The following is a 23,797-nucleotide window of genomic DNA, read 5'->3' as shown; positions in this document are numbered from 1 at the left end:
TGCTCAGTGCACGGAGAACCCGCCGTCGACGGCGATGGACTGACCCGTGACGTACGCGGACGCGGGGCTCGCCAGGAACACGGCGGGCCCGGCGAAGTCCTCGGGTCGCCCGTTCCGGCCGACGAGCGTCCGTGCTGCGAGCGCCTCGACGGTCGTGGGGTCCGAGCTGAGGCGCTCGTTGAGGGGCGTCGGGACGAACCCGGGTACCAGGACGTTGGCCGTGACGCCGTGCGCCGACCACGCCTCGGCCTGCGACCGAGCGAGCCCCTCGAGCGCGGCTTTCGAGACGCCGTACGCGCCGCTCGCGGCGAACGCGCGGTGCGCCTGCTGCGAGCTGATGTGGATCAGCCGCCCGTAGCCTCGTCGGGCCATCCCGGGCGCGAGGCGTTGGCCGAGGACGAAGGGCGCGTCGAGGTTGACCGCCATCGTCGCGTCCCAGGTGGCGTCGTCGAGGTCGGGCATGGGCGGTCGGAGGTTGATGCCGGCGGAGCTCACGATCACGTCCACGTCCCCGACGGCGTCGGCGAGGGCATGGGCCCCGGCGCGGGTCGACAGGTCGGCGACGATTTCGTCCGCCGATCCGCCGTCGGCGAGGATCGCGGCCACGGTCGCGTCGATCGTGGTGCCCGTCCGCGCCGCCACGACGACGTGCGCCCCGGCCGCGGCCAGCGCGCCGGCGATCGCCCGCCCGATCCCCGAGCTCCCGCCGGTCACCAGCGCGGTGCGGCCGCCCAGCCCGAACATGTCCTCCAGGTGCATCGCGCCAGGTTATCGGCGGACCGTCGCGCCGTACGCCCGGGGTGCGGAACCGCCCTGTCGCGGGTCTACTGTCGTCCCGTGACCAGCACGTTCCGCACCGCCACCCGCTACGCCCCGCGCGGGATGGTGTGCACGGTCGACCACCTCGCCACCGCCGCCGGGGTCGACGTCCTCGCGGACGGCGGCAACGCCGTCGACGCCGCCCTCGCCGCCCACGCGGTCCTGGCCGTGACCGCCCCGCACCTGTGCGGGCTGGGCGGTGACCTGTTCGCCCTCGTGCACGACGGCGCCGGTGCGCCGGCGGCGCTCGATGCGTCGGGTCGCGCGGGCTCCGGCGCCGACCCGGACAGGCTGCGCGCGGAGGGGCACACGAGCATGCCGTTCCACGGCGACATCCGGTCGGTCCCGGTACCGGGGTGCGTCGACGGCGTCCTCGCGCTGCACGCCCGGTACGCGACGCGCGACCTCGCGGACCTCGTCGCGCCCGCGGTCCGGCTCGCCGAGGAGGGCTTCCTGCGTCCCCGATCCTGGTGCGGCCCGCCTCCCGGCTCGACGGGGTCGACGGCGCGGGCGACCTGCTCGCCGCCACCCACGCGGGCGCCGTCGTGCGGCGGCCGGGGTGGCGCGGACGCTGCGCGGGATCGCCGCCCACGGCCGCGACGCGTTCTACGGCGGCGAGTTCGGTGCCGGGCTGCTGGCCCTGGGCGCGGCGGGCGCTCGCGACGGCGTGCGGCCCGAGTACGACGCCACGGACCTCACGCGCCACCAGGCGGACTGGGTCACGCCGATCTCAGCGCCCGCCTGGGGGCACACGCTGTGGAGCACCCCGGCCGCCTCGCAGGGCTATCTGCTGCTCCTCGCGGCCGAGATCGCCGACGGGCTCGCGCTGCCCGACGATGCCGACGACCCCCTCTGGGCGCACCTCCTCGTCGAGGCGTCGCGCGCCGCGGGGCACGACCGCCTCGACGTCCTGCACCAGGGGGCCGCGCCGTCCGGCGAGGCCGCGGAGCTCCGCGCCGAGATCGACCCCGACCACCGGACCACGCGCTTCGACCCGCCGCAGCGCGACGGGGACACGACCTACCTGTGCGCCGTCGACGGGGACGGGCTCGCCGTATCCCTCATCCAGTCGAACGCGGCCGGCTTCGGCAGCCTGCTGTTCGAGCCGAGCACGGGCATCAACCTGCAGAACCGGGGCGTCGGGTTCAACCTCCGGCCGGGTCACCCCGCCGAATACGGTCCCGGACGGCGGCCCCCGCACACTCTCACCCCCGCCCTGGTGACGCGCCCGGACGGGTCGCTGCGCGCCGTCGTCGGGACGATGGGCGGCGACGCGCAACCGCAGCTCCTCCTGCAGGTCCTCGCGCGGATGCTCGCGGGCGGCGCGACCGCGGGCGAGGCGATCGGGGCGCCGCGCTGGAGGCTGCACGGGGGCGCGACGGGCTTCGACACGTGGGAGGACGCGGTGCGCGTCGAGGTCGAGCACGGGAGCACGTGGGCCGACGGGCTCCGGGGGCGCGGGCACGAGGTCGTCGAGGCGGCCGAGGGCGTCGGCTTCGGCCACGCGCACCTGATCGACGTCACCGACGAGGGCGTGCGCGCCGGCGCCGCCGACCCGCGCGCGGTCATCGGCGCGGCCTCCGGCGTCTGACTCACGCCGAAGGAGTACGGCCGCCGTACTACGTCGGCGAAGGCGGGCGGGCGGCGGAGCTGTGGCGGACCGCCACGACCGGCAGCATGGGCAGTCGCAGCGCCCCCGGCGCCGACGGCGGAACGACCGGCGACCGCGGCGCGACCGGCGCCAGCGGCACGTACGTCTCCCCGAGCGGCGGGCGGGCGTCGTCGTCCCCGCGGTTCGGCCACAGCGCGAACGCTCGCTCGGCCTGCGCGGTGATGGTCAGCGACGGGTTGACGCCGAGGTTCGCGGAGATCGCCGACCCGTCCACCACGTGCAGCCCCGCGTGCCCGAACACCCGCAGGTACGGGTCGACGACGCCCTCCTCCGCCGACGCCCCGATCGCGCACCCGCCCATGAAGTGCGCGGTCATCGGCACGTCGAACGGCTCGCCGATCGTCCCTCCGGGCGTCCCCGCATCACCCCGGCCATCCGCCGCACCGCCTCGTTCGCGGCCGGGATCCAGCTCGGGTTCGGGGCGCCGTGCCCCTGTCGCGACGTCATGCGCCGACCCAGCGGGCTCCGCCGGGTGAACGTGGTGATCGAGTTGTCGTCGGACTGCATGACCAGCGCGATCACCGTCCGCTCCGACCAGTGCCGCAGGTCGTACAGCTTCCGCAGGTCACGACGCTGCCGCCACAGCTCCGCGAGCCACGTGCACCAGCGCGCCCGCCCGGTCGCCTCGCGCCCGTCGGTGAGGACGGTCTGCAGCAGCCCCATCGCGTTCGACCCGCGCCCGTACCGGACCGGCTCCACGTGCGTGTGCGCGTCCGGGTAGAACGACGACGTGATCGCGACGCCCCGCGAGTAGTCGACGGCGTCGTCGCCCGCGATCGCCCCGAGGAGCGCCTCCGAGTTGGTGCGCGTGAGCGCGCCCAGCCGCGGCGACAGGTGCGGCAGGTTCCCGCGGTCGCGTTGCGCGTGCAGCAGCTTCTGCGTCCCGAGCGGCCCCGCGGCCAGCACCACCTGCGCCGCGGTGACACGTGCCCGACGACGTCCCTCACCCCGGCCGCTCGGGTTGCCGTCCGCGGGGCTCGCCCCGCGCGGCGGCCGCACGCCACCGGTGCGTCGGGTCCGGACCTCGTAGCCGCCGCCCGGCAGCGGCACCAGGTCGGTGACGGTGGTCAGCGCCCGGACCTCCGCGCCCGCCCGCTCGGCGAGGTGCAGGTAGTTCTTCACCAGCGTGTTCTTCGCGCCGTGCCGGCAGCCCGTCATGCACTCGCCGCACTCCAGGCAGCCGCGCCGCTCCGGCCCGACACCGCCGAAGAACGGGTCCGCCGCCGCCTCGCCCGGGCGGGGTGCGCCGTCGGGCCCGGGGTTGAAGAACACGCCCACCGGAGCCTTCCGGAAGGACGCGCCCACCCCCATCTCGTCCGCGACCCGGCGCATCACCGTGTCCGCGGGCGACTCGTGCGGGAGGTCCGTCACGCCGAGCATCCGCGACGCCTGGTCGTAGTACGGCGCCAGCTCCGCCTTCCAGTCGGTGAGGTGACCCCACGACGGGTCCTCGTAGAACGCGTCCATCGGCCGGTACAGCGTGTTCGCGTACACGAGCGAGCCGCCGCCCACGCCTGCACCCGCCAGGACCAGGACGTTCCGCAGCCGCGCGATCCGCTGGATGCCGTAGCAGCCCAGCGCCGGCGCCCACAGGAAGTCGCGCAGGTGCCAGGACGTGCGGGCGAAGTCCTCGTCGGCGAACCGGCGTCCCGCCTCGAGGACGAGGACCCGGTAGCCCTTCTCGGTCAGTCGCAGGGCCGCCACGCTGCCGCCGAACCCGGAACCGACGACCACCACGTCGTAGTCGAAGCTCATGCGGTGGGACGCTACGGCGTCCTGGGGCCCGGTCGCAGATAGTCGTGTCTCACCCCCGCCACCCTCTGTCCTCCGGCTCGCCTCGGTCTCCGGTTCCGCCCCGTCCGGCCGCCGTTGCGGCACCAGTTCCCTACAGCGCGGTCGTGCGGGAAGTCTTGGGCATTGATTTGTCCGTTTGAGCCAGCTTTTGTGTGCTGCGCGGCTGGAGCTGTGGTGGCTGATGCCGCTACGACGTGGGTGACCCGGCATGCTGGGGGCGTGGGGGTGCAGCCGACGAGCCGGGACGGGGTCGTCGAGCTGGTGGTCGCACGGGTCCTCGGGCTCACCGGGACCGGCGGGGCCGGCGGACGCCGCGTCAGGGTCCTGCTCGACGGGCACCCGTCCACCGAGCCCGGCGCTTGGGCCGACGCCCTGGTCGAGCCGCTGCGGGCGGCCGGGCACGAGGCGTTCCGGGTCAGCGCCGGGACGTTCCTGCGGGCGGCGTCGCTGCGGCTCGAACGGGGTCGTGAGGACCCGGACGCGCTCTACGAGTCGTGGCTCGACGCCGCGGCGCTCGAGCGGGAGGTCCTGCGCCCGTTCGGCCCGGGCGGGTCGGGGCGGTTCACCCCGAGCCTGCGCGACCCGGCGACCGACCGGCCCACGCGTGAGCCCGCCCGCGACGCCCCGCCCGGGTCGGTCCTCCTGCTCGACGGCGCCCTCCTCCTCGGGCAGGGTCTGCCCGTCGAGCTCACGCTCCACCTGGCGGCCCGGCCCGCGACGCTGCGCCGTCGCACCCCCGACGACGAGCGCTGGACGCTGCCCGCCTACGACCGCTACGAGCGTGAGGTCGCGCCCGCGGAGGAGGCGGACGTCGTCGTGCACGTGGACGACGCGCGCCACCCGGCGGTGCTGGACCGCACCACCGGGCGGCGCTGAGCGGGCGTCGGTCCCGGCTCACATCGACGGCACCACCGACTTCGACAGCGACGGCCCGAACATCTGGCCGATCTGGCTGACGCCGAGCCCGCCGGCCGCGAGCACGGACGCGGGGTCGATCCGGACGCCGTTCTGCAGGGGCACGCTGAACCGGTGGCTCGTGGTCCGCCCGCCGACGACGGCCTCCACGGACACCGTCACGTCGACGTGCGCCCCGCCGGACACGACCTCCACGCCGCCGATGCCGGGCTTCGCGTTGATCTGCGCGGCCTGGCCACCGGCGAGGGGAACCCCGTCGAGCACGAGCGTGAGCGAGTCGCCCGTGACGCCGAGCTTCTGGTCGATGCGGACGTGCGCCGCCTTGTCGTGCTGGGCGGTGACCCCGAGGACGGTCCGTGCGGTCCCGACGCCGCTGAGCGCGAGCGACGCCGTCTCGCCGGACGCGACCGGGGCCGTGACGTGCAGCTTCGACAGGCCGTGCCGGACGGCGTAGTCGAGGTTGCCGGCCCGGACGGCCTTGACCTGGTGCACGTAGTCGGACTCGGTCGCCGCGAGCTGGAGCGCGCCGAGCGCCGCCTGCGCGGCGGGGGTGAGCTTCGCGACGAGCTTCGGGTTGGCCACCACCTCGTGGACGGTGGCGTCGCCGAGCGCGCCGCTCACGGCGGGATCCTGGGCGAGCGCGGTCGCGACCTTGCTGCGGGTCACCCCGCCGGACGCGACCTGCTTGAGCGTGACCGACCCGAGCACGACCGTGATCGGCGGCCGCACCCCGAGGGTCACGTCCTGCACGGTCGCCCGACGGCGTAGCTTGACCTCCCCGACGACGGGTCGCCCCTGGGGCGTGGTCGCGACGGGCCCGGTGGTGACCGGTCCGGTGACGACGGGCCCGGTGTGGACCGGCGGGACGTGGACGGGGCCGTCGCCGGGATCCTTGACGATCGGACCGTCGACGGGCCGGAGCTGCGCGACCCTGCCGCCGCCCGTGGTGCGGCCGGCGTGGTAGCCGCCGACCCCGACGAACATCCCTTCGAGCGGCGCTCCGGAGGCCTCGAGCTGGCGGGCCCGCGCCCCGAACCCGTCGAGGTCGTTGCCCTGCAGGTCGGTGAGCGACACGGTCTCGGCGTCGGAGCCGAGGATCAGGACCGTGCCCGCGAGGATGAGCAGGATCGCGTCCCACACGGGCGTGTGCTCGCGCGAGCTGAGCAGGTGGAACGGCATGTAGTGCAGCCGGCCGCCGCTCGACGACGTCCCGTCGTACGTGGCGCCCGCCCCGGCGTAGTGGAACGTGTTGGCGTTCGGGTCGACCTGGAGGGTGCGGCTCGTGCTCGGGAAGTTCGGGTCGTGGACCGTGATGGTCCACGGGCTCGTCGAGGTGTCCCAGCCGATGGGCCGGATGCAGTGCGGCGCCCCGCTGAAGTCCGCGTTCTGTGCGATGCAGAGGACCGGGTCGTCGCCGCGGGCGGCGGCCGCCTGCGTCTCGAGGAAAACGGTCTTCGGGTCGTGGGTGTGGCCCGAGAGGAACTGGTCGACGAACCACCAGATCGGCGCCGACCCCACCTGGTACTGGTGCTTGGTGTTGAACGTCTCGACGAGCTGGTTCCAGTCGCCGAAGCGCGACAGCGGGAGGCTGAACGCGCTCTGCCCCTTGTCGACGTAGATCGACTCGAGGCTCATCCCGAAGCAGTTGCCACCCCGCGCGAGCCCGTCGATCACGAGCGCGTAGAAGAGCTGGTCGAGGTCGTCGTCGAGGTCCCACCACTCGGGCGAGGAGTCGACGTCGCTGAACGCCGCGGCGTAGTCCGCGTACGCGATGTCCTGCGTGCCGCGGTTCCCGACTGCCCACCAGTGGTCGTTCGCCGAGAAGCCGCCCGGGGGCGGCGTCGGCTGGACGGACAGCACGATGTCGTTGATGTTCGAGAAGTGCCCCGAGTGGAGCACCCCGCCGGACTCGCGCAGACCCCAGCCGTTCGCCATCGTGAGCTGCTTGGTCCAGGTTCCGAGGTGGTCGTCGCCGCCGCCGAACGGGGCGCCGTCGTCGGAGTCCCAGACGTCGATGGTGACGGTGAGGACCTGGTCGGCGCGGTTGGTGGTGATGCCGCCCTGGGCGGGGAGGCGGAGGTTCGGCTGGACGACGTTGTGGTCGTCGGAGTCGCCCGACGCCGGCCAGCGCTGGTTGACGATCATCGCCGGGCCCTCGGCCACCATGGCCTTGAGGTAGACGTCGTTCTGACCCATGAACAGGCCCTCGGACTCGACCGTGTCGACCTTGCTGAGGAACAGCGAGAACGACGTGGCGACGATGATCCCGTCGAACGTGCCGAACCACAGCAGGCTGCCGTTCTGGAACGTGTTGTACCGGGCGGGCGCGGGTGCGCCGGGGATGTCGCCCTCGTCCGACGTCGGGAAGCCGAGCTGGCCGCCCGGGCCGCCGAGGTCGCGGTACTTGCGGCGGATGTCGCCGTGCACCTCGAACGCGCCCGTCGCTCCCGACCAGTAGATCGTGCAGCTCTCGAGCTCGTTGTACCGGCCGATCGCGGTGTGGTCGCGGACGACGTCGCTCTCGTCGGTGAGCGGGAACCCCCAGGTCCCGGTCGCCCCGGTCGCGAGGAAGTGCGCGAGGATCGCGCCGTGCAGCTCGTGCGCGACCGTCGTCCCGGTCTTGAGGTAGAGCCGGGCGTTCTGGAACACCTGCTCGAGGCCACCGGGGACGGCGTCGGCGAATGCGGTGGGGAAGCCGAGCCCTGCCGCCTCGTTGAGCCGCTCGTAGGACAGGTACAGGTGCCCGACGACGGGGAACGCCCCGGTGCCGGCGGACCAGTAGATCCCGCCCCCGTGAACAGGGACTTGCGCCCGCCCGACGCGCGGCTGTCCGTCTCGTCGCTGACGAGCGCCCCGAGGGGGTTCGGGTCGGCGAGCGAGGCGTAGAGCTGCCAGATCGCGCCGTGCATCTCGAACGCGACGCCCGCGTCCTCCGCGTACATGAGGAGGCCGTTCTGGTAGGCCTGCGTGGACGCGCCGATACCCGGCGACCAGGTGACCGGAGAGCGCGGGTCGCCCAGGTCGAGCCCCGCCAGGACGAGCGACTCCTCCTTGTAGCTGAGGTACCACTCGGGCGCGGTGCGGTGCGCGTCGAGGAGGGCCTCGAGGGCCGAGGGGACGTCGTCGGACCAGCGGACGGCCGCCAGGGCCCCGTCGAAGTGGGACCCGCCCTGCGCGTCGGTGCCGAGGAAGAGCGCGCCCGCGGAGGCGACCGTGACGGTGCCCCGCGGGAACGCGTGCACGGCCTGGAGCGCGCCGTCGACGAAGACCCCGATCGTGTCGGTGTCGTAGACGAGCGCGACGACGTGCCAGGAGCCCGGTGAGATCGCCGTCGCGTACGTGGTGCTCGCGCCGTGCTTCGCCCCGGCGGCCGGGGTCACGTGCCCGACGACGGCGACGCCCGCGGGTGTGCCGACCGAGCGCTCGACCGTGAGCGAGAAGGGCAGGAGCGTGGACGCGAGGACGGTCTGCGTGCTGGTGGGGAGCGCGTCGACCTTGAGGGCGACCTGGACGGTGAAGCGCGTGGCGTCGGGGGCGAGCCCGGCGAGGTCGACCTTCGCCTTGCCGGCGGTGCCGAGGTCGAGCGCCTTCGGGAGGTTGCCCAGCGCGGTGTGGCCGGGGCCGGCGACGACCGTGACGCCGGCGAAGGTGACGGCCCGCGAGCCGTCGGGGTTGTGGACCGCCGCGCGGTCCAACGTGTAGTCGATGAGCGCGGACATGGTATGCCTCCGCGGGGATGCCTGCTGGGTCCCCGCTGACGGGTCGGGCGCTTGATGCGTCCGGCATCGCGGGGAACGACGCCGGGCTCGGGCCGCGTGATACGCGACGCACCGCGCGTCGGCGGGTGACTCGGGGGTGAGTTTTGCTCCCGGGCGTGCCGCACGGGTAACCTAGCGTCGCCTGGTCCGTAGCCGTCAGGCCCCCGGGTTCGCTCGTGGGGTCGGCCGGAACCGCGATCGGCGAGGAGACGTCGCATAGTCAGGTCTAGTGCGCCACCCTGCTAAGGTGGTAACGGGGCAACCCGTTCGAGGGTTCAAATCCCTCCGTCTCCGCTCACGGGTTCGCAAAGAACGTCATGAAGGCTCCGGCCGAGCATCGCTCGCCGGGGCCTTCTCCGTCTCCTCGCGCGGCTCCTCCGCGTCGCTCCCGCCGAGCGCCCGCGCGAGCGCGCTGAGCATCGAGGCGAGCTCGGTGTGCTGCTCCGGGTCCCATCCGTCGAGCAGCTCGGCGAGCGAGTCGCGGCGCGCCGCGTCGAGCGCGTCCGCGGCGGCCTGCCCGGCGTCCGTGAGCGCGACCGTCCCCGGCGGGTCGTCGTGGACGTACCCCAGGTCGACGAGCTGGTCGTACGTCTCGCTGATCCTCGGCAGGGCCGGGCCCGTGCGCGCCGAGATGGCCTTCCACTCGAGCGGCCCCAGGTGGTCGAGCTTGAGCAGGCACCACGCGCCCAGCGGGCTCACGCGGACCCCGCCTTGGCGGCGAGCCTCCGGTAGAGGTCGCGGCGCGCGTCCCGGCTGCTCAGCACCGACAGCGAGCGCTGGATCTCGTCGAGCGACGACCGCTCCGTCGGGGAGCCGCCGAGGCCCTCGCCGATGTCCGTGACGGCGACGGTCTTGCGCAGCGGCTGCTCCTTGACGAACCACGCCAGCACGAACGCGATCACCGCGATCGACGCGGCGTAGAGGAAGACCGTCGAGATGGAGTCGGAGTACGCGCCGATGATCGACCGGCCGACGTCGGCGGGGAGCTGCGAGATGACGTGCGGGTCGCCCTGGATGACGGACGGGTCGAAGCCGCTGGGCAGGTTCGTGCCCGCGAGCGCGTCCCGGACGTTCGACGCGAGCTGGTTGGAGAAGATGCTGCCGAACACGGCGACGCCGAACGACCCGCCGATCGAGCGGAAGAACGTGGCGCCCGCGGTCGCGACGCCGAGGTCCTCGTAGGGGACGGCGTTCTGCACGATGAGCACGAGCACCTGCATGACGAGCCCCAGCCCGAGGCCGAGGACGAGGAATGCGGCGCTCATCTCGAGGATCGAGCTGTCCACGCCCAGGCGGGACATGAGCCACAGGGCGATCGCGGTGATCCCCATGCCGAGGATCGGGTAGATCTTGTAGTGGCCGGTGCGGCTGATGATCTGGCCCGTCCCGATGGACGTCAGCAGCATCCCGAGGACCATGGGCAGCATCCGCACGCCCGACGTCGTCGCCGACACCCCGTGCACCACCTGCAGGAAGGTCGGGATGAAGGTCAGGGCGCCGAACATCGCGAAGCCCACGATGAACCCGATGCCCGACGTCACGTTGAACACGGGCAGCCGGAACAGCTTGAGCGGCATCACGGGCTCCGCGGCCCGGCGCTCGATGGGCACGAACGCGATCAGCAGGACGACGGCGATCCCGGCGAGCGCGTACGTCTGCCAGGAGCCCCACGCGTAGCTCACGCCACCGAGCGACGTCATGAGGACGAGCGACGTCGCGATCCCGGCGAGCACCAGGGTGCCCAGGTAGTCGATCTTGTGGCGGAGGTGGCTGCGCGGCAGGTGCAGCACCGAGCTGATCACCAGGAGCGCGACGATGCCGATGGGCAGGTTGATGTAGAACACCCACCGCCAGCTCAGGTGGTCGACGAACAGCCCGCCCAGCAGGGGACCGCCCACCGACGTCACCCCGAAGACCGCGCCGAAGAACCCCTGGTAGCGGCCGCGGTCCCGCGGCGGCACGACGTCGCCGACGATCGCCTGCGTGAGGACCATCATCCCGCCGCCGCCGATGCCCTGGATCGCGCGGAACATGATGAGCTCGGGCATGTTCTGGGCGATCCCGCACAGCGCGGAGCCGGCCAGGAAGATCACGATGCAGGCCTGGAAGACGCCCTTCCGGCCGTACATGTCGCCGAGCTTGCCCCACAGCGGCGTCGACGCCGTGGACGCCAGCAGGTACGCGGTCACGACCCATGACAGGTGCTCCAGGCCGCCGAGGTCCGACACGATGGTCGGCAGCGCCGTCGACACGATCGTCTGGTCCAGGGCTGCCAGGAACATCGCGAGCATGAGCGCCCCGAAGACGACCCAGACGTTCGCGCTCGCGTGGGCCGGCGGTCCCTCCGCCTGGGAGGGGATCCGGCAGGTCCAGGAGGCTGCGTCGTCGCGCTCACCGTTCCACTGTGCTCCTGGCAACCGTCCCGCGCGCGAGGAAGAGGAAGGAGTGGGACGGACGCCGCGCTCGGTAGCGTGGGCGATGACCCGACCGCAGCTCCCAGGAGGCCCCCATGACCGATGCAGCACGTCGAGCCCTCGTCGTCGGGGCGTCCCGCAACCTCGGGCTCGGGCTCGCGCGCGAGCTGCTCACCCGCGGCTGGGACGTCGTCGGGACGGTCCGCGGCGGCCGTCGGACCGGGCTCCACGAGCTCGCCGACGCCCACCCTGCCCGGGTGCGGATCGAGCGGCTCGACACCACGGTCCCCGCCGAGATCGACCGCCTCCGCGACCGCCTCGACCCGGCCTCGCTCGACCTGCTCTTCGTCAACGCCGGGATCACCGACGCCGACGTCCCGGCGGCCGAGGTCGGCGACGACGTCTTCACCCGTGTCATGCTCACGAACGCGCTCGCGCCGGTGCGCGTCGTCGAGCGGCTGGCGGACCGGGTCACGCCGCAGGGGACCGTCGCCGTGATGTCGTCGCGGCAGGGCAGCATCAGCCTCAACGAGCGCGGCGGGCACGAGGTGTACCGGGCGAGCAAGTCAGCCCTCAACCAGCTCGTCCGGAGCTACGACGCGCGGCGCACCGACCGACGCACCCTCCTCCTCGTCCACCCCGGCTGGGTGCAGACCGAGCTCGGCGGCGACGGCGCGCCGCTCACCGTCGAGCAGAGCGCCCCCGGGATCCTCGACATGATCGGGAAGCACACCGGCGACGGCGGCCTCCAGTTCCGCAACCACCTCGGCGAGGTCGTCCCCTGGTAGCAGGCGTCACCGCCGTCGGGCCGCCACCGTGGACAGGACGACGCCCGCCACGACGAGCCCGACGCCGACCACGAGCCAGGGCCAGGGGCTCCACTCCTCGGTGCCCGCGACGCACTGGCCGCCCGAGTACGCGGTGCACACGTCGCCCGGCCCCTCGCGGTTGAGGTACGCGACGACGAGCGGCAGGACCCCGGCGCCGCTCAGTGCGAGGAACGCGAGCTGGGCCGGCGGCCGTCGCACGCCGCTGCGCGCCGCGACGACCACGAGGACGACGGCGAGCACCGCGAGCAGCGCTGCGACGCCGAGGAGCGCGGTGGTGACGGCGTGCGAGCCCGAGTCGCTCACGCACGTCACCCCAGGCTCGGGCTGACACCCCGTGACCCCGGTGCTGCTGGGGCGCTCGCCGACGCCGATCACGAGGGCCGCGGCCGCGGCCACCGCGACCAGACCAGCCAGCGCCCAGCGTGGGCCGACGGTCGGCAGCAGCGCGGCCACGACGAGCGCCGCGGGCACGGTCGCGAGCCCGACGACGGAGATCACGAACCCGAAGCCCGCCCCCACGACGAGCCACAGCGCGCCGGCGAGCCAGGCGTCGGCCCGACCGCCGGTCACGCCGGTCACCGCGGTCACGGCCGGGCCGTCCGGGGCCGCGGCGCCCGACTCGCCTCGGTGGCCCGATCCGGCCCTGCCGAAGGACCCGGCTCCGGCTCGAGGAGCGCTGCGACCGTCCGTGCGCGGTCGAAGAGCCGGTCGGTCGTCGCGAGGCCGTCGCCCGCTCCGGCGAGCAGCTCGAGCCCGAGCAGCGTGGCGACGACGACGTGCGCGGCCTCCTCCGGCGGCACCATGCCGGCGAGGGGCACGAGCTCGAAGGCGCGGGCGACGGCGTCCTGCGCGAGCGCACGCCACGGCGCCAGCCGGGCCTCGACCTCGACGTCGAGCCCCGGTACCGACGCCGCCGCGACGAGCAGCTCGGTCAGCACCGCGACGTGGCCCGCGTCGACGTCCTCGGCCAGGACGCGCTCCGCCGCGTCGACGAGCTCGCGCAGCGTCCGCGCCCCGGCCAGCGTGTCCCGGTACTCCGCGAGCCGGCGCTCGCTGACGTCGTCGAGCGCGGCCAGGAGCAGACCCGTGACCGAGTCGAAGTGGTAGAAGACGAGCGCTTGGTTGCAGCCGGCCCGGCGTGCGATCTCCCGCGCGCTCGCGCCGGCGTACCCGACCTCCCGGAGCGCGTCCGTGGCGGCGTCGAGCAGGGCGCGGCGGGTCGCCGCGGTCCGCGGGTCGGAGGGCGTCATCGTGGCTCCCGGTCACCGTCAGCAGGGATTTCAAGCGGTCGCTCAAAAGTCTGCTCCGCTACGGTGGAACCCGCATCCCGACCCGCTTGCCAGGAGGACCCTCATGCGCGCTGCCGTCATCCACGGACCCCGGGACGTCCGGGTCAAGGACCGCCCCGACCCGAAGATCCTCACGCCCGGCGACGCCGTCGTCCGCGTGGTCGCCGCGTGCGTCTGCGGGTCCGACCTGTGGCCGTACCGGGGCGTCCGCGAGACGAAGTCGCCTCACCCGATCGGGCACGAGCTCGTCGGCGTCGTCGAGGAGGTGGGCGCCGACGTCGACGTCGCCGCGCCCGGCGACTTCGTCATCGCGCCGTTCTCCCTCTCCGACGGCACGTGCCAGTCCTGCCGCGCCGGGTTCACGTCCGCGTGCGACCACGTCACGATGTTCGGCGGCACCGACCGCGACGGGCTGCCGGTCGACGGCGCCCAGGGCGAGCACGTCCGCCTGCCCCTCGCGCAGGGGTCGCTCGTCCGGGTCCCCGGACCCGTCGACGACGCGCTCGTCCCCGACCTCCTCACCCTGTCCGACGTGATGTCGACCGGGCACCACGCGGCCGTCAGTGCCGGCGTCGGGCCCGGCTCGACCGTTGTGGTCGTCGGCGACGGCGCGGTCGGGCTCAGCGGGGTCCTCGCCGCGTCCCGCCTCGGCGCGGAGCGCGTCATCGCCGTGAGCCGTCACCCCGACCGCGCCGAGCTCGCCCGGGAGTTCGGTGCGACCGACGTGATCGCCGAGCGCGGCGACGACGGCGTCGCGGCCGTCCGCGACCTCCTCGGCGGCGATCTCGCGGACAGCGCCCTCGAGTGCGTCGGCACCAAGGAGTCCATGCGCCAGGCCCTCGGGTCGGTGCACGGCGGCGGTCGCGTCGGGTACGTCGGGGTGCCCGCGGGCGGCTCCGAGCTGCCGATCGGGTACCTGTTCTCGCGGAACCTCCGCGTGGGGGCGGGATGGCTCCCGCCCGCGCCTACATCCCCGAACTCCTGCCCGACGTCCTGTCCCGCACCATCGAGCCGGGGCGCGTGTTCGACCTCGAGCTGGGGCTCGAGGACGTCGCCGAGGCATACGCGGCGATGGACGAGCGGCGGGCGATCAAGGTGCTGCTCCGCCCGTAGCTCAGGTCACGAGTTGTCGGCGAGCGTGTGGGCCACCGCGCGGGTCGTCCAGGTCGCCGCCAGGACGAGCGCGGACGCTCCCAGCACGCAGAGCAGGAACTGCCCGACGACGGCCACGTTCGCCACGGCCGACACGCCCAGGACCGGCAGCATCAGCATGAGGGCGCCGACGGTCGCGACGCCGACCGCGACCACGAGGGGCACGAGCGTCTCGTCGAGGCGGGCCCGGTCGAGGGTGCGCTCGTCGGTCCCGGCGAGGCGTAGCGCCCGGTACTCGGTGCGCTGGTCGATGACGCGCCCCGCCTGCAGGACGCCCGTCGAGACGGCCGCGAGGATCCCCGCGATGGCGAGCGTGAGGAACCCCCGGTCTTGAGGTCGGCCATCATCAGACGGTCGGCGGACGGCTGGTCGGCAGGGTCGACCAGGGCGAAGACGCTGGTCAGCCCGGCCACGAAGGTGGCGAGAGCGACGCCGCCCACCGAGCGCCACGCCGTCTTCGGGGAGTCGACGATGCGGCGGCCGGCGAGGAGCGCGGGAACGCGGCGGGCGCGTCCGGCCGCCGCGCGGCCCGCGAGGGACATCGCGAACGGGCCGACGACGTTGAGCGTCGCGAAGCCGCCCACGAGCACGGTCGTCAGCACCGCGACGACGATCGCCGCCGACGCCCACGGCGTGTTCATGGCCACGACCATCGCGACGCCCGCGAGCAGGAACGGCAGGGCACGCGTCCACCGCAGCGCCGGCGGGGTCACGCGGGCCGCGACGCCCAGGGTGTGATCGCGACCCGGCGCAGGCTCACCAACGCCGAGGTGAGCGCGACCAGCACGACGCCGGCCACCGCGCCGAGGATCACCCACGGACCCACCCACAGCTCGCCGAGGTCGAACGTGCGGCTCTGGAACCGGAGCTGCGCCACGAGCGGGATCAGCGCGACGTAGCCCGCGACGCCGATCACCGCTCCCACCAGGGCCTGTGCGGCGGCGTCGAGCGCGGTGAGCAGCGTGACCTGGCCGGTCGTCGCGCCCGCGAGCCGCAGGGACGCGAGCCGGGCGTCGCGTCGGGCCGCCGCGAGCCGGGCGGCCGCGCCGCCCAGGGTCACGAGCGGCACGAGGAGCAGCAGCGACGCGATCCCCGCGTACAGCGGGTACTGGGTCGTGTACGAGGTGGTGTCGGCGTCGAGGCCCTCGGCGATGCCCGCCGACCCGCCCGCTCGCGCGACGAACGCCAGGAACCCGCCGACCACCACGAGCAGGATCGCCGTCGCCGTCGCGAACGCGACCACGGCCAGAGCCGTCGTGAGACGTTCGGGTTCGTGCGAGCCGCCCGCCTCCCGCGCCCGACGGCGCAGCAGCCACCACAGCCCGGCCGTGGCACGCAGGCCGCTCACCGGTCGGCCTCGGCGGCGTCCGCCGCGGGGGCCACGAACTCGCGGACGACGCGGCCGTCGCGCATCGCGAGCGTCCGCCCGCAGTGCCGCGCGACGCCCGGGTCGTGCGTGACCACGACGAGCGCCGCGCCCGACGCCTTCGCCGCCGACGTCAGGACGGCGAGCACCTCGGCGCCCGTCGCCTGGTCGAGGGCACCCGTCGGCTCGTCCGCGAACACGATGCCCGGCGATCCCACCAGCGCGCGCGCGATCGCGACACGTTGCGCCTGGCCGCCCGACAGCTCGCCCGGCCGACGCTGCTCGAGACCCGCCAGCCCCAGGTGGGCGAGCCACCCGGCGGCGACGCGTGTCGCCTCGGTGCGCGGGACGCCGTCGAGCATGAGCGGGATGGCCGCGTTCTCCACGGCGGGCAGCTCGGGGAGGAGCTGGCCCGACTGGAAGACGAAGCCGAAGTCCTGACGGCGCAGCGCCGTCCGGCGTGCCTCCGACAGCGACGCGAGATCCTCGCCGCGCCACAGCACCGCGCCCGACGTCGGCGTGATGATGCCCGCGAGGCAGTGCAGGAGCGTCGTCTTGCCCGACCCCGACGGGCCCATGATCGCGACCGACTCGCCGGGCGTGATCGTGAGGTCGACGCCCGCGAGCGCGTGCGTCGTCGCGCCCTCGGTCCCGTACGTCTTGGCGAGGCCGGACGCGACGAGGGGTGGGCGTCGTCGGACGCTGACCGACGGGGAGCCCGGGCTGCGTCGTGCTCGCCGGGGCGGGGGAGAGGATGGGCTGCGTCATGGTCCCAGCCTCCCGTCCGAGAGGGCCGGGGCGCGTCGGGCGGAGGTCGGGACCTGCGGTGGTACGCGTGCGACTCCGGGTGGACCCCGGGGAGCGGAGGGTCCGTCGCGGGTGTGACGTCGGTCTCGGACGGGCCTCCTTGGCCTGTTCGGCGGTCATACGGTTTGAGGAAGCGGGGTCGGGCACGGTAGTGTTTCCGACGGCCCGTTCGAGAGAACTGGGCCGCGCGCCCGTAGCTCAACGGATAGAGCATCTGACTACGGATCAGAAGGTTGGGGGTTCGAATCCCTTCGGGCGCACACACTGGAAGGCCCGGAACCGCAACGGTTCCGGGCCTTCGTCGTTCCTTAACGCTTTCGGTCTGGGGGCCAGCTCGGGGGCACAGTGCACACAGTGGTGCACGCATGGCTTCACTTCACCTGCTCGAAACGACCAGCGTCGTGTCGGCGGCGCGAGATCACCCGCAGTTCACCCTGCGGCCCCGGTATCGCGGCGAACTGGTGCCCCTACCCGGTCTGCAACGGGTCGATCGCCGGCCCGTACGTCGGTCACCACGCACCGGTGTGTGCCTCGCTCTCGCACGCCGGCCCGATGCGCGGGCCGACCCTGCGGGGTCCCTGCGCTCGACCTCGACGACGACATGAGCACCGCTCCACGGGCCGCCCCGACGCCCGACCCGCGGGCTATCGATCAGCCGACCTGTTCGATGAGTGGCGGCGTCCAGTGGTCATCGAAGTAGCGGCGGCTCGGCGAGTAGAGGCGCAGCATGAGGTTGAAGGGTGCGCCAGATGCGACGGGCAACCATCGAGACGTGGCCGCGCTCCCGGGGTCCTGGGCTTGGATGACCAGGTCGACCGATCCGTCGGGGTTCGGGGTGAGATCGGAGTGATTCCCGACTGAGTACCGGTGGATGGGGTTCGAGATGAGGAAGCCGGTGCTGTCGTAAGCGGTCAGCGACCAGAAGGCATCGGCCGGGGGAGTCCGCCAGCCTCGAAGTGGAGGGCGTATCGACGGTCGCCGTGCAGGGGTTGCCCTGAGCTGTCAGTGGCGATAGAGGGGTACACGGCATCTTCGGGCAGGTTCATCCCCAGGCCCCATTCGGCCACGCCTGCGCGCAGGAGGTATTTGACCCCGTATGAGCCGCCTTCTTGGGTGACGACCCAGCCGTGCTGGTTGTCCCCGTTGAGTCGGTCGTTCTCTGCGTGGACGTCCGCGCGTCCCAGCCCGATGCCCTCGACGATCGCCGCCTGGACGTCCGCGGGCTGGTCTGACAGGTCGAACGGCGAGGTGGGCTCGAGGCCGATGCGCGCCATCCTGTGCACGATCGGGTAGTCGACGAGCGCCGACGGGTTGTCGCTCCACAGAGACGTGAACAGGGAGAAAAAGTCCTGCGGCGTCATCGTGTCGACCGTCACAGGCGGGGGTGTGCGCATGTCGATCGACGGATCCACGGCACCCGCTGGGGCCGTGTATTCGTCACCCCAGGCACTGAGTGGCCTGAGGGTGAGCGCGTCCTGGAAGGCGTGAACCGCGGCAAGATCGTCGGCCCCGTTGACCTGTGTGCGGCCGATGAAGGATGCGATCTGCGTGGGGGAACGAATGAGCTCGACGCCTGCGGGGATCTCGCCGGCCCAGTCGGGGGCGGCGATGAGGTAGTGCCGAGCTGTCTCGGTCCCGGTTGTGCGCGTCCCAGGCACGGCGAAGACGTTGGTCCACATGTCGTAGAGCGGCAGCATGAAGTACCGCTCGGTCTGGGGGACCGTGAAGATCATCGGCTCGGGGCTTAGGTCGAGAAATCCCGAGGAATAGAGCGTATCGACGTTAGGGCGTACGACGACGGTGAACTCGGGTCCTGGGAGCTCCCGGGCGTGCGCGATCTGATTGATGGGTCCGAGCGGCTGGGCGGGGGCCCGGACGTTCGTGACTTGCTGGCAGGTCACGTGCTGGAGCACCAGCGGGTAGGCGTAGACGTAGGCATCGCGTGCGGTCTCACGTGCTAGGTGTGATGTCCAGGCAGGTTGTTGTCGATCCTGCTGATGGGTGGGGCTCCGATGGCGGAGTGGTGCCTGTGGTGATTGTAGAAGTGGAGCCAGCCGGGTAGCGCGGATCGGCGCTCGGATTCGGATCCGTAGAAGCGGGCGTAGGCCCAGCCGTCGGCGAGGGTGCGGTGGAAGCGCTCGATCTTCCCGTTGGTCTGCGGCCGGTAGGGGCGGGTCTTCTTCGCGGTGATCCCGAGCTGCGTGCAGGCGTCGCGCCAGGCGTGGGACTTGTAGGCAGACCCGTTGTCCGAGAGAACCCGCTCGACGGTGACGCCGCGGGCAGCGAACCAGGACACCGCGCGGCGCAGGACACCGATCGCGGTGTCTGCCTTCTCGTCGGCATGGATCTCTGCGTAGGCGACGCGGGAGTGGTCGTCGATCACGGTATGCACGAACGCAGTGCCGAGCTTGGGCTCGTGACGGTGGTTCCTGTTCTTCGTGCGGTTGGCGGTGGCTTCCCGGTTGCGCTCGCCTTGGACGCGTCCGACGAATCGCCAGCCGCCACCATCGGGGATGTTGCCGAACTTCGTGACGTCGACATGGATCAGCGAGCCGGGGTGGTCGTGCTCGTAACGGCGGATCGACTCACCGCTAACTCGGTCGATATGGCTGAGCCTGTTGATCCGGCAGCGCACCAGGACCGCGTGAACGGTCGATGCGGGCAGGCCGAGCTCGCCGGCGATCTGTATCGGTCCCAGTCGGCGTCGCCACCGCCTCTTCACGATCTGCTTAACCACGGGCAGTGGTGTCTTCGTCGGCATCGACCATGGTCGGCTCGAACGATCGGCCATCCCGGCGGGTCCCTCCGAACGCAGCCGGGCCGCCCACTTGCGGGCAGTGACGGGCGAGACCATGAACATCTTCGCTGCGACCTGCGGCGACCAGTGATCCTCGACGATCAAGCGCGCCAGCCGCAGCCGGGCACGCGGGGTCAGAGCAGCGTTAGCGTGGGACACGAGGGCCTCCCGGTTCGTGAAGCGGTTGAACTCAACAACTCCACTTCACAACCGGAGGCCCTCACCCCTCAGCTCTTCACGGCCGTGTCGCCGAAACAACGTCCCTGGACATCACAGCTAGGGCGGGGATCATGATCGTCACACTAGGGCGAGACTGACGTCCGCGCGGTAGGAAGCCGTGCCGCGGAGCGGTGAGCCGTGAAGACCGAACCTGAGTGCCGCCGCAAACCGCGCAACAAGACGAGCTCGTCCGCGAGCCGCCGGGAAGTCCACACGGCGGAAAGGATGTCAACGGCGGTACGGGGTCCGGTGCCTCCCACCCAGGGTCGGTGAGTTCAAGGGCGCGACGTCGCGCTGACCTGCGGGGGTCCGCCCGGTGGTGACCCACGAGACCGGCCCCTGGCAGCCTGCCGCCACGTCGCAGGCACGAGCGCTGCTGGTGGTGTGCTGGTTCGAGGACGCCGCCGGCATCCGTGTGCTCGCGCGAGACGCCGGGTCTCGTTGGCCACCGCCCACCGGTATCTGCACCAGGCGATTGGCGTCATCGCCTCCCATGCCCCGGGCCTGCACGACGTGCTGGCCATCGCCCGCACCGAGCAGTAGCCGTTCGTGTGCCTGGACGGCACCCTCGAGCCGATCGCTCAGCTGCACGGGCGGCCGAAGAACCCCTCCGGCACCGACTCCTGGCCTTCGGGCAAGCAGCACCGCTACGGCGGCAATATCCCAGTCGTGTGCGACGCGTCCGAGTACCCGGTGTTGGTCTCGCCCGTGAGCCCCGGCCCTCACTCACGGCATCGTCGCCGCCCGCGCCCACGTGCCGCCCGCGCTGTACCCCGCTAGCGCCGCGGAGTGCCGACACTGACCGACAAGGGCTACCAGGGCGCAGGCATCGGCGTCCTGCACCCGCTGAGTCTTCCGACGAACGCTCACGCCGACGACCTGACCTGCTTCAGCGAGATCACTGCCGCAGCCCTCGTACTCTCCACCTTCACCGAGGCGCCGGATCAAAACCCTGGTGAGACACTTCTCTGACTGCGATCAGGTCTTTGCGGGGTTCGAATCCCTCCGAGCGCACACACGAAGGGCCCGGAACCGCAAACGGTTCCGGGCCCTTCGTCGGTTCCGTGGCGGCCGACGGAGCGGCCTGCCGCGCTATGCCGCGCTCACTGCCGTCCCGGAGGACTCGATCGCGGTGGCGGAACCACGGCGCTGCACCTCGATGCGTCGCGGCTTCGCCTCTTCGGCCACCGGGATGGTCAGTGTCAGGACGCCGTCGTCGTAGGTCGCGGCGATCGCATCGAGGTCGAGCCCACGTCCGACGGTCAGCTGCCGAGCGTAGGTCCCTGCAGGCCGTTCCTTGGCCAGCCACTGCACGTCCTGCTCGGTGCGCGAGGAGCGCTGAGCGCGGATCGTGAGCGTACGGTCCTCGACGCTGATGTCGATCGACCCGGGATCGGCCCCCGGAAGGTCGACGTTGAGGACGTAGTGGTCGCCGGAGCGGTAGAGGTCCATCGGCATCGTCGCCGCGGCGCGGTCGGATGCGAGCACCTGACCCATGAGGCGGTCCATCTCGCGGAAGGGGTCGAATCGAGTAGCCACTGCCCGTCACCTCCTCGGTCGCGGTCCCGGGCCCTCCGGGACCTCAGCATCGCCCGGCGGACCCTGGTCCGCCGGAGGGCTACACCCAACTATTAGCACTCCGCGGTGCCGAGTGCCAAGTACCCTGCTCCGTCGGGCAGGCGGGTCGCCGCGTGCGGTCCCCGGCGAGGCGTACTCCCGGCTGCCGAGGCTCGATGGGTGAGCGGTGCGTCACGAGCCACGACGCCGGCCCTGTGCCTGCGCGCGTTGTGTCGGTGCGTGGGGGCGTTCTTCGTCAGCGCAACGTTCTGATCTGGCGGTTCGTCGCGAACACGGCGCACAGCACACTCATCGCGAGGCCGCTGCACACGGTCGCGACCAGGACCGATGACCGGCCTGCGGCCAGGCCGAAGAGGAAGACTGTCGCGGGCGTGAGCAGGAGGTCGCCGAGGTTGCTGACCGAGGAGACCCGACCGAGGTGGCTCGGTGCGATGATCCGCTGGAACGACCCGCTCAACCAGACGGAGGCCAGTCCCGCGGTGAGGCCGACCAGTGTCATGCCCGCGACGAGGGCGATGCGGCTCGGCAGGCCGACGGTCGCGAGGCTGACGCCTTGAAGCACGAGGACCAGGAAAGCCCTGCGCGGCAGGTGGTCGCCCTGCCAGCGGACGCCGGCGACGGAGCCCACGATCGCCGCAGCCGCGAACGTGGCTTCCGAGGCGCCCAACCAGCCCGAGCCCCAGTGGGACTGCGAGACCCGCAGCGCGACCCCGATGGAGAAGACCGGTGTCACGAACACGTTCAGCGCAGCAAGGCCGACCAAGAAGACGCGCGCGACGGCGGTCTGACGGATGTAGTCCCAGCCCGATCGCAACGACGCCCCCACGGACTCCTTCGCGGCGCGGGGAGCCGGAATCGAGTGCGGACGACCAGGAGCAGCACCATGGCGACGCCGAGGAAGGTCAGGCCGTCGACGAGCATCGAGACGCCGAACCCCCACTGGATGACGGCCGCGCCCAGCGGTGCGCCGAGCAACCGAGCGAGGCGGGAGCCGGTCTGTGACCATCCGCTCACCGTCACCAGATCGTCGCTGCGGACCAGCTGCCGTGCGAGCGTCGACGCGGCCGGGCTGCTGAGCCCGCTGATCGTCCCGAAGCAGACGGCGACGACGAAGAGCACCGAGCCTGCGTGCAGCCCGCTCCGCCACGCGATCGTGGCGAGGCCGAGGACGGCCACGCGGGAGAGCTGTCCGGCCATCATCACCCGGCGGGTGTGTCGAAGCGATCCGCGATGACGCCACCGAGGAGCGTGCACAGCGCCTGCGGCAGCATCTCGATGCCGAGGACCAGGCCCGCCGTGGCAGGGGCGAGGAGATGCACCGCGGTCCAGGCCAGTCCGATCGTGAAGACGGTGTCTCCGGTCGCGGACACCAGCGCGGCGAGCACGTACGCCTGCACCATGCGGTCCCGCCGGACGGCCGGCGGTTCCGTCCCGATGAGCTGTGGCCCGGCAGGCGTCGTCACACGGAACCAGGTTCGCTCGGGAAGACGCGCGCGATCATGCGCACCGGTCGGCGCTCGGCGTCGGGATGTTCCTCGGCGTCGGCGCGCACTTCCGTCGTCCATCGCCCGACAAGGGCGGTGATGCGTTCGGTGAGGTCTTCCATCTGTGCCGCAGTCGCCGGGAGGAAGGTGTCGGTCGCCAGACCGTGCCGCCATTGCGGCGGCAGCGTGTCGCGATCGCGCATCCACCGCACCACCGCAGCGGTGAGGTAGTCGAGGTTCGCTCGCTCCGCGGTATCCGCCATCTGCCGGCCGACGCTTCCGCCGGTGTACTCGTCGCTGCTCCACGACAACCGTCTCGTGACTCCCCGCCACCAGGACTCCCGGGTATCGCGCGCTAGCTCGGGCGCCGGCACGACGAACCCGGCCCGGTGCAGGGGCTTCAGATGATGGCTGATCGAGCCCACCGGAAGGCCGAGCCGACATGCAAGGTCCCCGACCGTCGCAGGACCCTCTTGACTCAAGACTTCGAAGATGCGACGCCGTACCGGGTGGTGCAGCGCGACCAACGCATCGATCAGGGCGGCTCCCGCAGGCGCGTCGGGCAGGTCCGCCGGTGGCGCTGAGTCCGAGTGCCGCTCCGCGGCGGTTCTGCGTGGCATGAGGACAAGCCTGGTCCGCTCGGACGGCATGCACAAGAGTCCTTGTATAACTCGAGGTGCCGGTCCCGATGCGTAGATCCTCAACCCTTTCTAGCCTGGTGCGATGTTGACTCTCGTGATCGTCCTGCTGGTCGTGTGGGCCGTGCTTGCGGTCCTCGGGTTCGCCATCAAGGGTCTCCTGTGGCTCGCGATCATCGGCCTCATCCTGTTCGTCGGCACGCTGATCATCAGCTTTGTGCGGCGGTCGGCGCGGAACGCGAAGAGCTGACGTCGGCCGCCGGGG

The 23,797-nt window shown here is 72.5% G+C and carries 22 protein-coding genes, 2 tRNA genes and 5 pseudogenes; 9 read left to right on the top strand and 20 right to left on the bottom strand.

Annotation, left to right across the window (positions count from 1 at the left end; translation table 11 throughout):
• Positions 1-3: 3 nt before the first annotated feature.
• Complete coding sequence (locus tag QQK45_RS05580) at positions 4-759, bottom strand: SDR family NAD(P)-dependent oxidoreductase (RefSeq protein WP_284292421.1); 756 nt, start codon at positions 757-759, stop codon at positions 4-6.
• A gap of 123 nt (positions 760-882) precedes the next feature.
• Here QQK45_RS05580 and QQK45_RS22970 point away from each other — a divergent pair.
• Both QQK45_RS22970 and QQK45_RS05575 read left to right on the top strand, forming a co-directional pair.
• Positions 883-1,260 (top strand): annotated as a pseudogene (locus QQK45_RS22970) (gamma-glutamyltransferase); the annotation flags it as partial.
• A 118-nt stretch (positions 1,261-1,378) separates the two neighbouring features.
• Positions 1,379-2,410, top strand: a complete 1,032-nt coding sequence (locus tag QQK45_RS05575) for a gamma-glutamyltransferase (protein WP_284292420.1) — start codon at positions 1,379-1,381, stop codon at positions 2,408-2,410.
• Positions 2,411-2,438: 28 nt separating this feature from the next.
• On the opposite strand, the pseudogene QQK45_RS05570 reads toward QQK45_RS05575, so the two are convergent.
• A pseudogene (locus tag QQK45_RS05570) lies at positions 2,439-4,246 on the bottom strand (GMC oxidoreductase).
• Positions 4,247-4,504: 258 nt separating this feature from the next.
• Here QQK45_RS05570 and QQK45_RS05565 point away from each other — a divergent pair.
• The gene (locus tag QQK45_RS05565) at positions 4,505-5,161 is read left to right on the top strand and encodes a nucleoside/nucleotide kinase family protein (RefSeq protein ID WP_284292419.1); all 657 of its coding nucleotides are present in this window, start codon (positions 4,505-4,507) and stop codon (positions 5,159-5,161) included.
• Between the two features lie 18 nt (positions 5,162-5,179).
• Here the strand turns inward: QQK45_RS05565 and QQK45_RS05560 are convergent, their stop codons facing one another.
• Together QQK45_RS05560 and QQK45_RS05555 are read right to left on the bottom strand one after the other, a co-directional pair.
• Positions 5,180-7,849, bottom strand: a complete 2,670-nt coding sequence (locus QQK45_RS05560) for an LGFP repeat-containing protein (RefSeq protein ID WP_284292418.1) — start codon at positions 7,847-7,849, stop codon at positions 5,180-5,182.
• 467 nt (positions 7,850-8,316) lie between these two features.
• Positions 8,317-8,919 (bottom strand): annotated as a pseudogene (locus QQK45_RS05555) (LamG-like jellyroll fold domain-containing protein); the annotation flags it as partial.
• A 244-nt stretch (positions 8,920-9,163) separates the two neighbouring features.
• Here QQK45_RS05555 and QQK45_RS05550 point away from each other — a divergent pair.
• A tRNA-Ser gene (locus QQK45_RS05550) sits at positions 9,164-9,252 on the top strand.
• Positions 9,253-9,273: 21 nt separating this feature from the next.
• Here QQK45_RS05550 and QQK45_RS05545 read toward each other — a convergent pair.
• Positions 9,274-9,657, bottom strand: a complete 384-nt coding sequence (locus QQK45_RS05545) for a hypothetical protein (RefSeq protein ID WP_284292416.1) — start codon at positions 9,655-9,657, stop codon at positions 9,274-9,276.
• Positions 9,654-11,375, bottom strand: a complete 1,722-nt coding sequence (locus QQK45_RS05540; RefSeq protein ID WP_284292415.1) for an MDR family MFS transporter — start codon at positions 11,373-11,375, stop codon at positions 9,654-9,656. The genes QQK45_RS05545 and QQK45_RS05540 overlap by 4 nt, the downstream gene beginning before the upstream one ends.
• A 92-nt stretch (positions 11,376-11,467) precedes the next feature.
• Here QQK45_RS05540 and QQK45_RS05535 point away from each other — a divergent pair, with 92 nt between their 5' ends.
• Entirely contained in the window at positions 11,468-12,160 is a 693-nt protein-coding gene (locus QQK45_RS05535; protein WP_284292414.1) for an SDR family NAD(P)-dependent oxidoreductase, read from the top strand.
• A 6-nt stretch (positions 12,161-12,166) separates the two neighbouring features.
• Here QQK45_RS05535 and QQK45_RS05530 read toward each other — a convergent pair whose 3' ends face one another.
• Together QQK45_RS05530 and QQK45_RS05525 are read right to left on the bottom strand one after the other, a co-directional pair.
• Positions 12,167-12,790: a hypothetical protein gene (locus tag QQK45_RS05530; RefSeq protein WP_284292413.1), complete on the bottom strand. Its 624-nt coding sequence runs from the start codon at positions 12,788-12,790 to the stop codon at positions 12,167-12,169.
• On the bottom strand, positions 12,787-13,452 hold the full coding sequence (locus QQK45_RS05525; protein WP_284292412.1) for a TetR/AcrR family transcriptional regulator: 666 nt from the start codon (positions 13,450-13,452) through the stop codon (positions 12,787-12,789). Before QQK45_RS05525 ends, QQK45_RS05530 begins: the two co-directional genes overlap by 4 nt.
• 103 nt (positions 13,453-13,555) lie before the next feature.
• Between QQK45_RS05525 and QQK45_RS05520 the strand changes: the two are divergent.
• Positions 13,556-14,604: pseudogene (locus QQK45_RS05520) on the top strand (zinc-binding dehydrogenase).
• Between the two features lie 6 nt (positions 14,605-14,610).
• Here the strand turns inward: QQK45_RS05520 and QQK45_RS05515 are convergent.
• The 4 genes from QQK45_RS05515 to QQK45_RS05500 are packed head-to-tail and all read right to left on the bottom strand — an operon-like array spanning position 14,611 to position 16,587.
• Positions 14,611-14,763 (bottom strand): hypothetical protein, encoded by a 153-nt coding sequence (locus tag QQK45_RS05515; RefSeq protein ID WP_284292411.1) that lies wholly within the window; start codon positions 14,761-14,763, stop codon positions 14,611-14,613.
• Complete coding sequence (locus tag QQK45_RS05510) at positions 14,757-15,356, bottom strand: hypothetical protein (RefSeq protein ID WP_284292410.1); 600 nt, start codon at positions 15,354-15,356, stop codon at positions 14,757-14,759. Before QQK45_RS05510 ends, QQK45_RS05515 begins: the two co-directional genes overlap by 7 nt.
• The gene (locus tag QQK45_RS05505; protein ID WP_284292408.1) at positions 15,353-15,991 is read right to left on the bottom strand and encodes an FtsX-like permease family protein; all 639 of its coding nucleotides are present in this window, start codon (positions 15,989-15,991) and stop codon (positions 15,353-15,355) included. Before QQK45_RS05505 ends, QQK45_RS05510 begins: the two co-directional genes overlap by 4 nt.
• Positions 15,988-16,587 (bottom strand): ABC transporter ATP-binding protein, encoded by a 600-nt coding sequence (locus QQK45_RS05500; protein WP_431310232.1) that lies wholly within the window; start codon positions 16,585-16,587, stop codon positions 15,988-15,990. Before QQK45_RS05500 ends, QQK45_RS05505 begins: the two co-directional genes overlap by 4 nt.
• A 416-nt stretch (positions 16,588-17,003) precedes the next feature.
• Between QQK45_RS05500 and QQK45_RS05495 the strand changes: the two genes are divergently transcribed.
• Positions 17,004-17,076: transfer RNA gene (locus QQK45_RS05495), tRNA-Arg, on the top strand.
• Positions 17,077-17,581: 505 nt separating this feature from the next.
• Here QQK45_RS05495 and QQK45_RS22965 read toward each other — a convergent pair.
• The 3 genes and pseudogenes from QQK45_RS22965 to QQK45_RS05485 all read right to left on the bottom strand — a co-directional run.
• Positions 17,582-17,701 (bottom strand): annotated as a pseudogene (locus QQK45_RS22965) (DUF1214 domain-containing protein); the annotation flags it as partial.
• A 26-nt stretch (positions 17,702-17,727) separates the two neighbouring features.
• Positions 17,728-18,729: a DUF1254 domain-containing protein gene (locus QQK45_RS05490; RefSeq protein WP_284292407.1), complete on the bottom strand. Its 1,002-nt coding sequence runs from the start codon at positions 18,727-18,729 to the stop codon at positions 17,728-17,730.
• A 44-nt stretch (positions 18,730-18,773) separates the two neighbouring features.
• The gene (locus QQK45_RS05485; RefSeq protein WP_284292406.1) at positions 18,774-19,772 is read right to left on the bottom strand and encodes an IS481 family transposase; all 999 of its coding nucleotides are present in this window, start codon (positions 19,770-19,772) and stop codon (positions 18,774-18,776) included.
• A gap of 849 nt (positions 19,773-20,621) precedes the next feature.
• Here QQK45_RS05485 and QQK45_RS05480 point away from each other — a divergent pair.
• Positions 20,622-20,804 (top strand): hypothetical protein, encoded by a 183-nt coding sequence (locus QQK45_RS05480; RefSeq protein WP_284292405.1) that lies wholly within the window; start codon positions 20,622-20,624, stop codon positions 20,802-20,804.
• A gap of 120 nt (positions 20,805-20,924) precedes the next feature.
• Here QQK45_RS05480 and QQK45_RS05475 read toward each other — a convergent pair whose 3' ends face one another.
• The 5 genes from QQK45_RS05475 to QQK45_RS05455 all read right to left on the bottom strand — a co-directional run bounded on the left by QQK45_RS05475 (position 20,925) and on the right by QQK45_RS05455 (position 23,514).
• Positions 20,925-21,371 (bottom strand): Hsp20/alpha crystallin family protein, encoded by a 447-nt coding sequence (locus QQK45_RS05475; RefSeq protein WP_284292403.1) that lies wholly within the window; start codon positions 21,369-21,371, stop codon positions 20,925-20,927.
• 274 nt (positions 21,372-21,645) lie between these two features.
• Positions 21,646-22,236: an MFS transporter gene (locus tag QQK45_RS05470; protein ID WP_284292402.1), complete on the bottom strand. Its 591-nt coding sequence runs from the start codon at positions 22,234-22,236 to the stop codon at positions 21,646-21,648.
• The gene (locus QQK45_RS05465; RefSeq protein WP_348525336.1) at positions 22,152-22,610 is read right to left on the bottom strand and encodes an MFS transporter; all 459 of its coding nucleotides are present in this window, start codon (positions 22,608-22,610) and stop codon (positions 22,152-22,154) included. The genes QQK45_RS05470 and QQK45_RS05465 overlap by 85 nt, the downstream gene beginning before the upstream one ends.
• Positions 22,610-22,873, bottom strand: a complete 264-nt coding sequence (locus QQK45_RS05460; RefSeq protein WP_284292400.1) for a hypothetical protein — start codon at positions 22,871-22,873, stop codon at positions 22,610-22,612. Before QQK45_RS05460 ends, QQK45_RS05465 begins: the two co-directional genes overlap by 1 nt.
• Positions 22,870-23,514 (bottom strand): ArsR/SmtB family transcription factor, encoded by a 645-nt coding sequence (locus tag QQK45_RS05455; protein WP_284292398.1) that lies wholly within the window; start codon positions 23,512-23,514, stop codon positions 22,870-22,872. The genes QQK45_RS05460 and QQK45_RS05455 overlap by 4 nt, the downstream gene beginning before the upstream one ends.
• A 103-nt stretch (positions 23,515-23,617) precedes the next feature.
• Here QQK45_RS05455 and QQK45_RS05450 point away from each other — a divergent pair, with 103 nt between their 5' ends.
• Positions 23,618-23,782: a hypothetical protein gene (locus QQK45_RS05450; protein ID WP_284292397.1), complete on the top strand. Its 165-nt coding sequence runs from the start codon at positions 23,618-23,620 to the stop codon at positions 23,780-23,782.
• The last annotated feature ends 15 nt before the right edge of the window (positions 23,783-23,797 follow it).

The sequence above is a fragment of the Luteimicrobium album genome (assembly GCF_030161555.1).
Taxonomy (GTDB): domain Bacteria; phylum Actinomycetota; class Actinomycetes; order Actinomycetales; family Cellulomonadaceae; genus Luteimicrobium; species Luteimicrobium album.
The sequence above is the reverse complement of the archived record's forward strand: the minus strand, read 5'-3'. Positions and strand labels throughout refer to the sequence as shown.

What these genes read in the sequence shown, in the direction of transcription:
- QQK45_RS05580 (WP_284292421.1), bottom strand. Translation starts at nt 759, where the DNA reads ATGCACCTGGAGGACATGTTCGGGCTGGGCGGCCGCACCGCGCTGGTG.
- QQK45_RS05535 (WP_284292414.1), top strand. Translation starts at nt 11,468, where the DNA reads ATGACCGATGCAGCACGTCGAGCCCTCGTCGTCGGGGCGTCCCGCAAC.
- QQK45_RS05525 (WP_284292412.1), bottom strand. Translation starts at nt 13,452, where the DNA reads ATGACGCCCTCCGACCCGCGGACCGCGGCGACCCGCCGCGCCCTGCTC.
- QQK45_RS05515 (WP_284292411.1), bottom strand. Translation starts at nt 14,763, where the DNA reads ATGCTGATGCTGCCGGTCCTGGGCGTGTCGGCCGTGGCGAACGTGGCC.
- QQK45_RS05500 (WP_431310232.1), bottom strand. Translation starts at nt 16,587, where the DNA reads ATGGGCCCGTCGGGGTCGGGCAAGACGACGCTCCTGCACTGCCTCGCG.
- QQK45_RS05465 (WP_348525336.1), bottom strand. Translation starts at nt 22,610, where the DNA reads ATGATGGCCGGACAGCTCTCCCGCGTGGCCGTCCTCGGCCTCGCCACG.
- QQK45_RS05455 (WP_284292398.1), bottom strand. Translation starts at nt 23,514, where the DNA reads ATGCCACGCAGAACCGCCGCGGAGCGGCACTCGGACTCAGCGCCACCG.
- QQK45_RS05450 (WP_284292397.1), top strand. Translation starts at nt 23,618, where the DNA reads ATGTTGACTCTCGTGATCGTCCTGCTGGTCGTGTGGGCCGTGCTTGCG.